Genomic DNA, 15,611 nt, shown 5'->3' with positions numbered 1-15,611 from the left:
TTAAACTATTCTGCATTTATGAATATATTATTGTTTGGTTATGGTAACGAATGAAATTTTGATTCGTAAATTATTGGAATTGAATAAACTATTTTCTAGTCGTATATTTTTCTTTCATAAAAATTTGCTAAACAATAATTTTTATATTCGAATATTGAATTATTTGGAATATTAACCAGTTGCTGTTTCCCTAAATTATGTTGAATTACATATGCTATAAGACAGTGAGTATAACTCGTTGGATGTACAGAATCCCAAAACAGAGTCCGAACATTGGCAATCTCTTTTTTATCTGTGCAGAACAAATTTTTCTGTGCCTGAAACGGCATTGCAACAGGATTTCGTTTAAATTCTCCTTTGTAACATGGAAGCTGAATAGTATTAGTTTCAAAATCTTTAAATGGATAAGTGCTATTTAAATACATTAAGTCATAAGAAAATTTACTTCCATCAAGAAAATTTTCATTGTTTATAAATTTAGATAAATAAGGGTTTATATCAATATAATAGATAAGAGAATTTAACGGTTTTGAATTTCTTTCCTCAACTTTTTGCTTCAAAATTGAATTATGTATTTGGACTATTTCAGATAAACGGTAATAAACCTGCTCTTTATTTTTAAATTTTCCTGAAGAGAAATTATAATTATCATTCAAAATAGCCTCAGGAGTCATTCTTATATTTGGTAAACTCAATAATAAAATATGTCTAGCTCCAGCATATTGCAGCTGATAAATACTATTCATTATATTATTAACAATTCCTTCACTTGTTTTATAACTATCATTATCAATCATTCTAGTATAATCAGTTTTACTATTCATTATTTCTAAATAATCATTGCCTCCAATCCAAATCACATAAAGTGTTTCATCTGGAGATTGAATTGTTAAATTTCCTTTAAAAGAATTTCCATTTAAATAGTTTTTTAAATATTTATTAATGTAATCAGTCATCCCACCAGTTATTAAATTTCTAACGCCAGACTTTAAAAAAGAAACTATTTTATACATTGGTTTATTAATTTCTGATTTAGTTTTAGCACCACCATATGCAAAATTCAAAATTGGGATTTGATTAATAATGCTATAATAATCACCCCAAACTAAACCATTACTAAATCTCCCTTTAAAATAAGGATCACTTGGGAGGTAGTGAGTAAATTCTTTTAAGTTTCCATTATCAGACAAACTATCACCAAATACGACAATTCTTTTAATTTGTTCATTTCGTAATGGATTTATGAAATAAATTGGATATACAAAATCTTGTATTTCAGCTTGTAAAATTGCTTTAATATCATATAATTTTAAAACATTTAAATTTTTTGCTGATTTATTCTTAAGATAAATTATATTATTACAATATTCTAAAGCATTCTGATAAGTTAACTTTGTTTCTATAAAAAATCCATCTTCAATATGCCCATTTAATGAAGCATAATTAGTTTCATCTGTTTTGGATTCTACTCCCCAATAATAGGAAATGTTTGAATTATTATAAATTGTTTGATTTACTCCACTATCAGATTGCGAATTATTTATTTCATAGTAGTAACAAGCAAGTGAATATTGATTTTGTTTTTTTTCATGATAATTTAGGATTGAAACTTTGTAAGGTCTACCATAAGAAGCAGAAAATTCTCCATTTCCCAATTGACCTTGAAAATTATTTCCCCAACAATATACCGTTCCATTATTTTTTAATGCGCATGTGTGTAACCCTCCTGCTGATATTGAATTGATATCCAATAAATTTGGAACTTCTAAAGGCAAATAATGAATTGAATTTTTTGTTACAGTTCCTAACTGAAAATTATTTTTGGAATTACTCCCCCAACAAATAACAGTGCTATTCTTAGTTAATCCACATACATGATTATCACCAATACTTAATTCTTTAATTTCTAGTAAATGGTCAACCTTAAATGGAACAGGTAGTTTAGCATTTTTATTTTCTATCGTATTCTCCACTCCAAGTTGAGAAAATGTATTATCACCCCAGCAGTATATACTATTTGAATTACTCAAAGCACATGTTGAAGATCCACCTGCATAAATACTTTTAATATTTTTTAAATTCTGAACTAAATTAACGATTGTTTTATTTTGAATTTTTCTATTTCCAATTTGCCCACTTCTATTATCTCCCCAGCAAAAAACTTCTCCTTTTAAGTGTAAAGCACATATATGTTGATTACCTGAGCTAATCATAGATATTTTTGAAATGTAATTATTTTTTATAGGTAATGCTGATTCCGATATTTGATTTGTCAATAACTGACCTTCACTATTATCTCCCCAACAGTAAATATCTCCTAAGTTATCTAAAGCACAAGAGTGATTTTCACCTAAAGAAATGCTTTTTATGTTTTTTAGTTCTTTTATTTCTTTTAATGATGCAATTCTTGGTTGATTTACTTGTATAGGAATTCCTAATTGCCCAAAGGTATTAAGACCCCAACATTGAACGCTGCCATTTTTTTTTAAGGCACATGTATGCTGTCCACCTGCCGAAATAGATATTACATTATTTAAATTTGGGACAAGTTTAGGAATTCCACTATCATTCCCTAAGCTTCCTAACTGGTAATTTAAGTTATCTCCCCAACAATATACTTCGCCATTATTTTGTAAAGCACATGTATGTCTTTTTCCAGATGAAATTTGAATCACATTTTTAAAATCATATGCCATAACCGGACTAAGAAAAAAAAATGCTATTATTATTTGGAATAAAACCTTAAATTTATTCATATATTTTGCTCCCAAATTTCAATTTTACTAATTAAACTATCAGGTTTACTTGCAAAAAATATTTTTGCTTCTTTTCCACAGTAACTTTTAATATCATGTAAAATAATATCTGATTTCTTCATATTAGTTATATTATCAAGCAAGTAATATTCTTCATTTACTGCCTTACTAATGATAGTATAAATTGTAGGCCATGCATTTAAAATAAAAGTTAGCCAAAATCCTTTATTTACATTTTCTAATTTTTTTACATATCTTTTTTGACAATAAATTGAAATTTTTTCATTTCTTACTTCATTTCTATTAGGATCTAATAATACAAATTTTAAATTTTTTTCATTACTAAATAGCCTTTCATCAATATCTCTTTTTTTGTAAATCTCTTTATTAATTACAATATCAGTTAAACCAACATGATAACTTCTCACATGTTTACCAATTGTTTCGTTCATCAAGCGGCTATCAATTGGTAAAAATGCTTCTTTCACTTCTTTTAAATACTTCACTAAGCAATTATCTAGTGATTTCAAACTTTGACAGTCGGAGAAGTAATCATCTATTACATTTAAATTTATTTCTGAATTAATTAAATTTTTATTATAATAATTTACTTGCTCATTAGATAAATGCACATGACTATTATGCGCTAATATATTTTTAACTGCAGAATTTAATTTTTTATTTTCTTCTTTTACTATTTTTAATTTATCAGAAAAATTTGCATAATCTAATCCGAAATTAAATTTATCACTAAAATATTCTCCACTTTCGTCTACAATAATTACCTGTGAATAAGGAATGGTTTTAATTGATGATGTAATCCATGATGAATTATCATTAAGATCTAGCTGATTTTGAAACTCATTTGAAAAATATTCATTTATTGTTTCAAACATTTGATTACACTGCTCAATTTGATTTAAATTACAAACATTTTTCTTTAAAATTTTTTGCAGTTGAATAAAATCACCTCCCAACTGCATTCCTGAAATTGTTATTTTAATATCATTATTTATTTTATCCTTGCTACTAATGTATTTAAAATCAGAAAAAGAATTTATTTCATTGAATATATTTTTATCCACATTTATTTTATTTTCAAAAGAAATTTTAGATTCTTTATTTTTAAAATCAAGTTTAGCAGTAATAATTAAATATGCTGATAGTTTTTGTTTTTCAACTACAGTATCTCCACATATTTTTATAAACTCAGATTTATTTTTCTCAAAAATTGAGGAATAAAATTTATTTATTTTAAAACCGTTTTCACTATTATTATTTTTGATAAGTGAATTTACTCCTTTTGTAACACTTGAAATTAAAGTTACTGTAGAAGAAAGTTCACTTGCTTTCAAGTTGCTTAAATACCCACTATCAAAAAAAATATTTCCTTGTAATGAATTTATTTTTCCATTTGTATTTATATTTAATATTTCATTTAATTCAGAAGAAGAAATATTATTGTAAAATGATATTTGCGATCTACCATCTGGGATAAATTCATATGAAGTATTATCTAAACAATTATTTTTGGTCATATTTTCTATAGAACTAAATCCTTTTCCAATAATAGACGAATTATTATCACTTTGCTTTTGATATACTTCTGAAGAAAAAGGATTTTGAATTGTTTGTTGATCTATAAGTGAATTTTTATTTTCTCCACATGCAGAAGCAACTAATACAAATAAATTCAAGATAGCAAGCTGATAATGCTTCATGAATAATTCCTTACTTTATTAAATTTAAAAATATTGTATTTTATATCAATTCATTACAAAATCGATTTTATAATTTAATATATTAAAACAATTAGTTAACTTTATTTATTTGTTAATATATTATGAAAAAATAGTCAAGAAATCTTAAAAAACTTCAATAATATAGAATGAGTAGCAAAGAAAATAAAAATAATTGAGGATATTAGATATTATTTTTTAAGTTTAAATACTGTTTTATAAAAAAGAAAGTTAGAAAAAATAAGTTTTAATAAATTATCATAAAAGATAAAATACTATAACCTTAATTCAATGATTAGCCCTTCTGAACCCTGTTTTATTTCATAATCACATTGTGCAACATGTACTAAATCTATCCATGTAACAAAACTAATAAGCGCAAATAACGTATTAGGACTATTAGGGTCTAAAGCAATCATAGCCATGCCTTTTTCTATTCTATCATTCACATCAAGTTCGTTGTTTTTTACTAATGCAAAAAACTCTTCTGGAAAAGCCATTCCTTCACATTCCCAACGTGTGATAATTTTTCCATCAATGCTTTTAGCTGAGAACACAACTCCATTTCCTCTGCGAGCAAAATAAACACAGCTTCTCCAAGGACCAACAAGCAATCGTCTTAATAATGCTTCATTCGTATTTGCTTTTAAAGGAGTTACAATAGCATGTTCTATATTTATGCCTTTTCTTCTCCACGTTGTATCAAATGTTTCTGCCACATCTCTAAAAATTTGAGAAACATCCATATTTTGCGGAGGAGATTTCACAACAAGCTTTTCAATCATGCCTTTTGGATCATTTGCTAAATAAATTTCAAATTCGTTCAAACTATCTACAACATCATTCCAACGACGTTTTAAAAGTGAATTAGGATCAACTCCATTCAATCCAATAAATGCATCTTGTTGTCTATCTTGCTTTTGTTTTAAAAATGACTTTTCCATTGCATATGCTCTTACTTGCTGAATGAATTGATATAAAGCCATTTCTGGAGCGGGAATTCCTTTGCGTGGTTCTTCAATATGCAATTGTCCTTTTAAAAATTGAACGGCATAAGAAAATTTATTTATACTGTTGTTCTTAAGAATATTTGCACAAACAAAACCTATTAATAATATCATCAAACCAATAGATACAAAAAAAAGAGCAAGTGCACATGCAATAAAGATGGTAGTATTTGAAAGAATTGATTTCTCAAAAATAGCAAGAGTTATAAATACCCCTGACGATATTGCTGTTATCATGATAAAAAAAATACAGACAAATAAAAAAACACTTCTTTTAATTTGTTGTTTTTTATCTAACTCTTCATTTAAACCTGGTTTCGAAGGCTTATGCAAGAAATTTTGCGGCTGATACTTTTTCTTTCGAACATACCATGGTTCAATATCATTTCTATGTGACTGGATCATAGGCGCGTCCACTTCAATTAAAATTAATAAATAAAATATGGCTTATGAAAACCAATTCTACTGCATAGGATTTGAATAGGCAAAGTTTATTAGAAGGAGGAAGATGATAAAACAGGCGCATAATCTATCACACGCACATCTGTCGTAAGACGCCCATTCCAAACAGTCAGTTTTGCCTCAACAACTAACTGGACACCTATTCCTGTTTCTAAAAATTGCTCAAAAACTTCAGCTAACCCGAAAGCAGTTAACCAAGCTTCAGAACCTCCATCGTAGAATAGAACTTTAGCATGATTTTGGGAAATGTCTTTGCCTATTCTTTTAACATGTCTTACTTGAACAGGCCCCAGCAACCAACGAGTCCTAGGATTTTCAACCCCATATGGTTCTAATTCTTCAAGTTTTTCAACCAAGGAAAGTGTTAAACTGTTTAAAGAAAGCAATCCATCAACCTTTAATAATGGAGTCTTATCTTGAATCTGAATATTCATTTTAGCTTGTAAGTGGAGATACTCTGTGAGCCATTCAAACTTTTCAGGAGCAATTGTCAATCCTACTGCATGAAAGTGTCCGCCAAAAGAGAGAAACTGTTCACGCACAGCATTTAACATTGCAAATAAGTTAAACGCATGGGTAGAACGACCACTGCCTTTTAATTTACCATCCACAGTTCCAAAAACGAGAACTGGTCTATAAAATTTTTCTAGTACACGCGTGGCTACTAAACCCACTACTCCAGGATGCCAGTGTGGTTGATGCAAAACAAGAGCGTCGGGTATGGAACTCATCTTATGCACAAGCTGAAAAGCTTCCTCAGTAAATTGCTTTTCCAAAAGTTGGCGCTCTGAATTTTCCTGATGCAAATGAAACGCCATTTCTTTAGCTGAACTTAAGTCATTTGTCCTTAATAATTCAACACTTCTTAAAGCATTTCCTAATCGTCCTGCCGCATTTAAACGCGGGCCAATTTTAAAACCTATATCACTTGCTGTTACTTTTTGTCCTAATTTCCATCCTGCACAAAGTAACAACTCTTGAATTCCCAAACGATTCCCCAAATTTATATTTTGTAATAGAACTTCTAAACCAATTTTACATAATATATAATTTGCTCCAACTAACGGAGCCATATCTGCAATTGTCCCTATGGCAACAAAATCGAGGTAGTTTTTCAAATTAACTTCACACTTAAATGCATTTTCCTTTAATTTTTGTCGTAATCCAATTAATAAATAAAAAGCGACTCCAACTCCTGCAATCATCTTTTCAGGAAAGTAACAATTTTCCTGTTTAGGATTCAAGATTGCAAAAGCATTTGGCAATATCGGCGGAATATCATGATGATCAGTTATAATAACATCTATTCCAAGAAGTTTGCTTTCTTCACAAGCAGCAACAGCTGATATTCCATTATCAACAGTAATAACCAATTTGGTTTGTTGTGTAGCAAGTTTTTTTAGACCTGTACTATTCAGTCCATATCCTTCTAACAACCTATCAGGAATATAAATATCTACAGGATAATTTATTTCAGAAAAAAACTGTTGCAACATGGCGCATGAAGTTGTTCCATCTACGTCATAATCACCAAATATTGTAATTTTTTCTTTTTTCTGAATAGCTTGAATGATGCGCTCACAAGCTATTTTAAGATCTTTTAGTAACCAAGGATCAGGCAATAGTCGCAGCAGTGTTCCATCATCTTCGGCTATTTGCCCATTTAGCAAAAATTTCTTTTTTTGAAAAAAATACTCGGTAAATGACTCTGAATTTTTAGCAAATATATCTTTTAACTTCCAAGCATATCTTTCTGTAGTACACAAATATTCACTAGTAAATACATCTTGGTTTGCTGACAAAACCATTTACTTTTTTTCCTGCGACTGTTTTTTTCTAACATGAATTGGAGGAGCATAGTCTTTCGGTTTTTCTACTACAGCTTTATCCTTATATTCTTTTTGTTTCCAACCCAATTTTGTAAAGTAACCATCCATCATTAATGTTAAAGGGGCAGCTACATAAATTGATGAATAAGTACCAACGATAACACCAACCAACATGGTAATTGCAAAATCTTCGATTGAACCACCGCCTAAAACAGATAAGACCAACAAAGCTAAAATTGCAGTTACTGATGTTAATATAGTACGATTCATCGTTTGACTAATACTCTTATTAACCACATCTATCATAGACATTTTAGGTTGCAAAAGTCTTGTTTCACGAATTCTGTCATAAACAATTACTGTATCATTTATAGAGTAACCAACAATTGTTAAAAAAGCTGCTATAGATGTGGTGTTAAAAGGACGACCAAGTAAAGTCATAAAACCAAGCGCAATAATAACATTGTGAATTAAACACAAAACTGCACCGGGAGAGAAGCGCGCATCGAAACGAAAGGCAATATAAATAAGAATTCCAATACAAGAAAGCAATAAAGCCATATAACCTTTGTATTCATCTTCTTTTCCAACTTTACCAGAAATATTAGTAGTAGATGCAAAAACAAGTTTCTGTGCCCCAAATTGAGCATTCAGTTTTTCTTTTAATTCAGAAGCTCTACCCGTTGTTGCATTTTCATCTTTGCCTTTTTCTCTTTGAATTCTGATTAAAAAAGACTCAGAGTTGTCTTTCCTGACTGCAACATTTCCATATGCTGTTACTTCAGCATGGTCAATACCAATACTTTTTATTGCTTCTTGCAGTTTTTCACGTGTAATAGAACGATCCATTACATTAACTTGAATTTCTGCTCCACCTAAAAAGTCAATACTATAATTAAGACCTTTAACTGCAACAATTGCTAGTGATAAAAGAACAAGCAATAGCGAAATTCCCACAGTAAACTTTCGCCACTTCATGAAATCAAAATAATAATTGTGTGGGAAAACTTGAATATTTCCTAATTTAAACGCCATAATAGTTTTCCTCTTTTTTAGCCAAACCTTTTAATTTTTGTTCTTTCAACAAGCCATTGTCCAATAACTTCTGTGACATAATAGGAAGTAAAAAGCGTGCATATAATTCCACATAATAAAGTAACAGCAAACCCTTTAACTGTAGGATTACCATAAATTAAAAGAACAATCCCTGCTACAGCTGAAGTAATATGTGCATCAATTAGTGTGCGAAAGCTCGTACTATAACCTTTATAAAAAGCTTGTTTTTGAGAAAAACCTGAACGTATTTCTTCTCTAATACGTTCATTAATAACTACGTTACCATCAACAGCAATAGCCATAGTTAATACAATTCCGGCAATACCAGGCAACGTTAATGTCGCACCGAATAAGGCCATAAATGCTAAAATAAGAAGAACATTAAAAACCATGGCTAAATTAGCTACAAAACCAGATAAACCGTAGATAAATAACATAACAACAATAACTAAAACTGCTGCAATTAATGTTGAAATGACTCCGGCATGAATATTCTGTGCACCCTCAGTTGGGCCAATTTGCCGTTCTTCAACAACTTTTACTGAGGCAGGTAAAGCACCTGCACGTAAAACGAGTGCTAAATCTTGCGATTGTTTCATTTGCTCCGCCATATTGATGTTGCTACCCATAGTTATGGAAGCATTTCCACCCGTAATTGGCGAACGAACATATGGCGCGCTTTGAAGATTTCCATCAAGAATAATGGCAACTTCGTGTGGGGCATTTTTGGGATCTGCAGCAGTTGTTGTCAATTCACCAAATAACTTTGCTCCCTGTGGCTTAAACTTTAAGGAAACACTGTATTGAGGAATATAATTTTCTGCAGTTTGCACAGCTTGAGCATCTTCAATCAGATCTCCAGTTAATTTAGCGTGAGCTTCTACTAAATAAGGTAGTGCTGATACAACTTTCCCAACTTGGGTTCCTTGTCCATAAATTCTTTTTAGAACAATTGTTGCATTTTTGGGTAATTTATTATTGTCCCTTAACCATCTTGAAAGATCTTCAATAGTTGATGGTTGTTGGTCTTCATCAGAAATTTTTAGAGCTTTGCGAGCTTCACCAAGTAAAGGTAACAACTGTTCTTGAGTGACAGTATTAAGAACCAATCTAAAATCAAGTTGCGCTGTATTACCCAATAACTGTTTTGCTCTTTCTGTATCAGACATTCCTGGTAATTCAACAACAACTCTTGTTGTACCAGCTTGAAAAATATTTGGTTCAGATACACCAAATTGATCAATACGATTTCTAATTGTATTAATTGCTTGTTGCATCAACTGCTTTTCAAACTCAGCTACATTTGTTTTATTAGGATAAAAATGTAACGTGTTTCCTACTGTTTTATCAAACAATAAGAGTAAAGTTTGTTCATTAATTTTCTTTTGAAGTTGTTGCGCTTGAGATTGATTTTCTATTTCAATTGTTGCTGAAAGATCATCATTAACCTTAATTGCACCAGTTTTTACTCCCTCAACTGCAATGAGATCTTTCGCTCTTGACATTGCACGAATGATAGAGTCTTGAAGAGCCTTTTCAACTTCTACATTTAAAGTTAGGGAAAGTCCGCCACGCAGATCTAGTCCTAAATTTACCCTAGAGGAAGGTAAAAAGTTCTCAGCAGCTTTTTGGTACCACTTCTCAGGTTGACCGTTTTGATCACGCTTCCAATCTGAGGGGTTTCCAATCATTGTAGGTAAAGTATATAAAATTCCAAAAATAAGAGCACAAAAAATAATAACCGTTTTAATCCACCACAGCGCGGGCATAGGAACTTTGTTTGGCATAAATCACCTGATGTGTTGCTATAAAAAAAACTTAAAATGAAACCGCCCGCCCAGAATGAGCGGGCGGTTTCATTTTTCAAAAGCAAAACCTAACTTTACTTTGCAGAAGTAGCAGCCGCCGCTTCTAATCTTCCAGAAATAGAGGATTTTATAACGCGCAGTGTTGAGTTTCCAACATTTAATGAGACAATATTATCTTTCACTTCAACAACTGTCCCAATAATTCCGCCTGCAGTGATCACTTCGACTCCAGGAGTTAAAGAATTTAAAAACTCTTTTTGTTCCTTTGCTCTTTTCGATTGAGGACGAAACACAAACAACCACATAAAGAGAATAATTCCACCCATGAGAGCTAAATTAACCCACATTGGTCCTCCCTGCGGAGCTCCTGCAGAAGCAGCTCCAGCTGGTGCTTGCTGCGGAGCAGTCGCAGCAGTTTGAGCCATGACCGCACTACCAAAACTAGAAGATATTACTATAGCACTCAATTTCAATGTCGCTAATTTAAAATTCATGTATTTATCACTCCAATTAATCCAAAAAACAACAAGATTAATCTAGTATCATCTTTGCGATAGTTTGCAACTGCATGTTTGTTGTTCCTTCATATATTTTGCCAATTTTTGCATCACGATAAAATTTTTCAACTGGAAATTCTTTGATAAATCCATAGCCTCCAAATATCTCGAGTGCTGTACTAGCTACAGTTTCAGCAACCTCACTTGCAAAACGTTTTGCCATAGCTGCTTCTTTCACAAAACTAAGACCAGCATCTTTCAACCGTGCAGCATTATAAACCATTAGCTTTGTAGCTTCAATCTTGATTGCCATATCTGCAATTTGAAATTGAATTCCTTGAAACTGAGAAATTGCTTTGCCAAATTGTTCTCTTTGCTTTGCATATTGAACTGCCGCAAAATAAGCACCTTCTGCAAGACCTAACATTTGAGCTGCAATTCCAATTCTACCTTCGTTTAAGGTTTCTATAGCAATCTTATATCCTTTACCAACTTCGCCAATTATGTTTTCTTTTGGTACTTTAGCATTCTCAAAAATAACTTCACAGGTACTACTAGCTCGAATTCCAAGTTTTGATTCTTTTCTGCCTAAAGTAACACCACCCATATCTTTGTCAACAAAAAAAGCGGTAATTCCTTTATAGCCTAATTCAGGATTTATATTTGCAAATACAAGAAATACTGAAGCTTCCTTTGCATTGGTAATAAATATTTTTTTTCCACTTAATTCGTAATACGAACCTTTATCTTTTGCTATTGTTTTTAATGCAAAAGCATCTGATCCGCTATTTGATTCTGTTAAACAATAACTACCAACTCTAGTTTTTGCCATTTGTGGAAAATATTTATTTTTTAAATGCTCAGGTCCCCATTTTAAAAGAGCATTTGCAACCAAAGTATTTTGCACATCCACAAAAACACTAACGCTTGGATCTACTTGAGCTAAGGCCTGTATTGCGAGAATGGCTTGAAAAAAAGACCCTCCTGCACCGCCATATTTCTCAGGTACTTCAATTGCCATCAAACCAAGATCAAAAATCTTTTTTATTATTTCTGGCGACAAAAGTTCCTTTTCATCCATTTCAGCTATTTGTGGTTGAATTTCTTTTTTTGCAAATTCAACCACTGATTGAAAAAACATTGATTCTTCTTCTTTTAAATGTGTCAATGGATTGAAAGAATGATTTTGCATAAGCTGACTCCTAACAATATTCAAACAAGATTTCAAAAACTTCATAACTGAAAAGTTAAACAAAAGCAAAAAAACTTAAAACGGTTTTTGTACCTTTATTGTTTACTTTATTCATAGTAGTTAAAAGTTTCATCTATGTTCAAAAATTTAACACCCGATTTCTTTACTAGTTAATAAATTATTCAAAACCTCCGAAGCATGAAAAGTTTATAGGAATTTTTTGGAGATTTTTGAATGAAAAAAATAAGTCTTAGTTTTAAATTAAATTTATCACTAGGTATTTTATTTTTTCTTATTTTATGTATCTCAATTTATTCTATATTAATGATTAATAAAACAAACTCTTACTCACAAAATACCGGAGAAAACTGGTTACCAAGTATTGTGGCAATCGGAGAGTTAAAAAGGGATCTTATTGCAGGTCCAAGGGGATTAATTTTATATTCCTTAGATTGGGCAACAAATTCCTCTCCAGCAATAAAAAGTAAAGGTCTTGAAGAATTTAATGGAAACTTTAAAAAATTTGAAGATCATTTAAAAAATTATGCACAATTTGTCGTTGAACCTGAAGAAAAGGAAATTTATGAAAAAGCACTTTCTAATTGGAAAACTCTAAATGATAGTATCCAAGAAATAAAAAAAGTTATTGAAGATAATAAAAGTCCAAATGCTGGATTTAATTATTATCGAGAAAAAATGATTCCACAAGTCACTAGTTTAGATGAAGAACTCAATAAAATCTCTGAATATAATTATAAAGGTGGAGTTAGTTCTACAAATGATGGAGCTTACTTAACTAGTTTAACAAATATTTCTATGGGTATCACTATTATAATATCAATGATAATTGGCTCAATAATTTTTCTTATTATTAAAAAATCAACAGGACTAATAGAAAAGGCTATAAAAAAATTAAAAGAGCAAAGTGTTGAGAATCATAGAATTGCAAATGAATTAAAAGGTGGATCTAAAAAGCTTGAAAATTCTGTTACTGAACAGTCTGCTGCAATTCATGAAACTACAGCTGCAATCAATGAAATTACTAGTATGGTAAATAGAACTGCTGAAAATGCTAGAGAATCTACAGAAGTTGCAAAAAAAGCTTCTGAAAAATCGGAAATTGGTCAAAGTACTATGACTAAACTTGTAAAAGCAATGGAAACCATTCAGGAATCTAATGTTCAATTACAAAATATTGCAGTTATTATTAACCAAATTAATTCAAAAACTGCAGTTATTAACGATATTGTTTCTAAAACAGAATTATTATCATTAAATGCTTCAATTGAATCAGCAAGAGCAGGGGAATATGGAAAAGGATTTGCAGTTGTTGCTGAAGAAGTTGGAAACTTAGCAAAAATAAGTGGAAAATCTGCAAATGAAATACAAGAACTCATTACTGCAAGCCAAGAACAAGTAAATAAAATACTTGAACTAACTAAAGCTAGAGTAGATGATGGAAAAAAAGTAACTAGTGAAGCACAAGACTCTTTCATTAAAATTTCCGCTGATATTGTAAAAATGTCAGATGTTATTCAACAAATATTTGAAGCAACACGTGAACAAGAAATTGGTGTTAGAAAAATATCTGATGCTATGTCAGCTATTGATAAAGCAACGCAAAATAGTAGCCTTGCAGTAAAATCAACAGCAAAATCTTCTGAAGAATTAGTAGAGCAAAGTGACAAATTAGATAATACAGCTGGAAATATTAGTATGATTATTATAGGGATGAGGTAACTAAGTAACTTATGAAAAGAAGTTTTGCATTTAAACTAAATATTGCCACTATAATTCTCTTATCTTCAATTTTAATTTCAGGTTTGTACTCAATTTTAATGATAAATAAGTCGCAAGAATACGCTCATGAAACAGGTATAAATTGGTTGCCAAGTGTTAACTTACTCGCTGGAATTTCAGAAAATATTGGACAAATTTCAAGAAGACATGTAACTATTATTGGGAACTATCTAACAAATCAAGAGAAAGAAAAAATTGAAAGTGATAAGGCAAAATTAAATGAATTTATTTCAGCATTAGAGAAAAAAATGGGAGAGTATCCAAATTTTATTTCTGATGCAGAAGAAAAAAATTTATTTAATACTTTAAGCAATGCTTGGAAAGCTACAAATGAAGAAATAATCAAAGACTTAAAAGATCTAGATGAAGGAAAAGCGTCTCTTGTTTTTGAAACTTATAATTCAAAAACTTTAAACTTATTTGTACAAACGACAAAAGCCTTAGAAGAACTTACTAATTATAACGCTAAAGGAGCTTATGATTCAACAAAGTCAGGAGCATATTTAACAAAGTTAACAAATATTTCAATGACATTAATTTTAATATTTTCTGCAATTGTAACTTTAACTATTTTTACAATTAATTTAAAATCATTGAAGTCAATTTCAAAGTCAGTCGCAGATTTAAAATCACAATCAAAAGAAACAAATAAAATTGCGCATGTGTTAAATGATGATTCGCAAAAATTGTCTAAATCAGCTACAGAGCAAGCTAATTCAGTTCATGAAACCAGTTCTTCTATAGAAGAAATTACAAGCATGGTGAATCGTACTGCCGAAAATGCAAAAGAATCCACAGAAGTTGCATCAAATGCTTCCAATAAAGCAGAAGATGGGCAAGTTACTATGCGTAAATTAGTAACTGCAATGGAAACCATTCAAGATTCCAATGCACAATTGCAAAATATAGCAACTATCATCAATCAAATTAATACGAAAACTGCAGTAATTAATGATATTGTATCTAAAACAGAACTTCTTTCTTTAAATGCTTCAATTGAATCAGCCCGCGCAGGAGAATATGGAAAAGGCTTTGCAGTTGTTGCCGAAGAAGTTGGTAATTTAGCAAAAATTAGCGGGAAATCAGCAAATGAAATTCAAGAACTGATTACCTCTAGCCAAGAACAAGTTAATAAAATTCTTGAATTAACTAAAGAAAGGGTTGAAGAAGGAAAAAAAGTAACAGCTGAAGCCCAAGACGCCTTTCAACAAATTTCAGAAGATATCTCAAATATGTCTTCTGTTATTGTGCAAATTTCCGATGCTACTAGAGAGCAGGAAATCGGCGTACGACAAATTTCAACTGCAATGACAAATATTGACAGAGCTACTCAAACAAGTAACGCGGCAGTCAAGACGACCTCTGAAGCAGCTGAAATTCTCTTAAATCAAACAAAAACTCTTGATTTTACTGCAAATGAAATTGACTCACTGATTCAGGGAAGTATTTAATATGTTACTGTTGA

General features: G+C 30.8%; 10 protein-coding genes. 2 read left to right on the top strand and 8 right to left on the bottom strand.

Annotated features, from left to right (window positions below; all coding sequences use genetic code 11):
• Positions 1-95: 95 nt before the first annotated feature.
• The 8 genes from GOY08_RS03250 to GOY08_RS03215 form a co-directional block, all read right to left on the bottom strand.
• On the bottom strand, positions 96-2,756 hold the full coding sequence (locus GOY08_RS03250) for an RCC1 domain-containing protein (RefSeq protein WP_158997129.1): 2,661 nt from the start codon (positions 2,754-2,756) through the stop codon (positions 96-98).
• Positions 2,753-4,477, bottom strand: a complete 1,725-nt coding sequence (locus tag GOY08_RS03245) for a hypothetical protein (protein WP_158997128.1) — start codon at positions 4,475-4,477, stop codon at positions 2,753-2,755. Before GOY08_RS03245 ends, GOY08_RS03250 begins: the two co-directional genes overlap by 4 nt.
• A 293-nt stretch (positions 4,478-4,770) precedes the next feature.
• The gene (locus tag GOY08_RS03240) at positions 4,771-5,907 is read right to left on the bottom strand and encodes a hypothetical protein (RefSeq protein ID WP_158997127.1); all 1,137 of its coding nucleotides are present in this window, start codon (positions 5,905-5,907) and stop codon (positions 4,771-4,773) included.
• Positions 5,908-5,996: 89 nt separating this feature from the next.
• On the bottom strand, positions 5,997-7,772 hold the full coding sequence (gene recJ, locus GOY08_RS03235) for a single-stranded-DNA-specific exonuclease RecJ (protein ID WP_158997126.1): 1,776 nt from the start codon (positions 7,770-7,772) through the stop codon (positions 5,997-5,999).
• Positions 7,773-8,828 (bottom strand): protein translocase subunit SecF, encoded by a 1,056-nt coding sequence (gene secF / locus GOY08_RS03230; RefSeq protein WP_158997125.1) that lies wholly within the window; start codon positions 8,826-8,828, stop codon positions 7,773-7,775. It lies immediately after the preceding gene.
• Positions 8,829-8,845: 17 nt separating this feature from the next.
• Positions 8,846-10,636, bottom strand: coding sequence for a protein translocase subunit SecD (gene secD / locus GOY08_RS03225; protein ID WP_158997124.1), 1,791 nt, complete (start codon positions 10,634-10,636; stop codon positions 8,846-8,848).
• Between the two features lie 95 nt (positions 10,637-10,731).
• Positions 10,732-11,151, bottom strand: coding sequence for a preprotein translocase subunit YajC (gene yajC / locus GOY08_RS03220; protein ID WP_158997123.1), 420 nt, complete (start codon positions 11,149-11,151; stop codon positions 10,732-10,734).
• A 37-nt stretch (positions 11,152-11,188) separates the two neighbouring features.
• Positions 11,189-12,346 (bottom strand): acyl-CoA dehydrogenase, encoded by a 1,158-nt coding sequence (locus GOY08_RS03215; protein ID WP_158997122.1) that lies wholly within the window; start codon positions 12,344-12,346, stop codon positions 11,189-11,191.
• 234 nt (positions 12,347-12,580) lie between these two features.
• On the opposite strand from GOY08_RS03215, the gene GOY08_RS03210 reads away from it, so the two are divergent.
• Entirely contained in the window at positions 12,581-14,086 is a 1,506-nt protein-coding gene (locus GOY08_RS03210) for a HAMP domain-containing methyl-accepting chemotaxis protein (protein ID WP_158997121.1), read from the top strand.
• Positions 14,087-14,097: 11 nt separating this feature from the next.
• The gene (locus GOY08_RS03205; protein ID WP_158997120.1) at positions 14,098-15,597 is read left to right on the top strand and encodes a HAMP domain-containing methyl-accepting chemotaxis protein; all 1,500 of its coding nucleotides are present in this window, start codon (positions 14,098-14,100) and stop codon (positions 15,595-15,597) included.
• Positions 15,598-15,611: the final 14 nt, after the last annotated feature.

This window comes from Pigmentibacter ruber (assembly GCF_009792895.1).
Taxonomy (GTDB): domain Bacteria; phylum Bdellovibrionota_B; class Oligoflexia; order Silvanigrellales; family Silvanigrellaceae; genus Silvanigrella; species Silvanigrella rubra.
The sequence above is the reverse complement of the archived record's forward strand: the minus strand, read 5'-3'. Positions and strand labels throughout refer to the sequence as shown.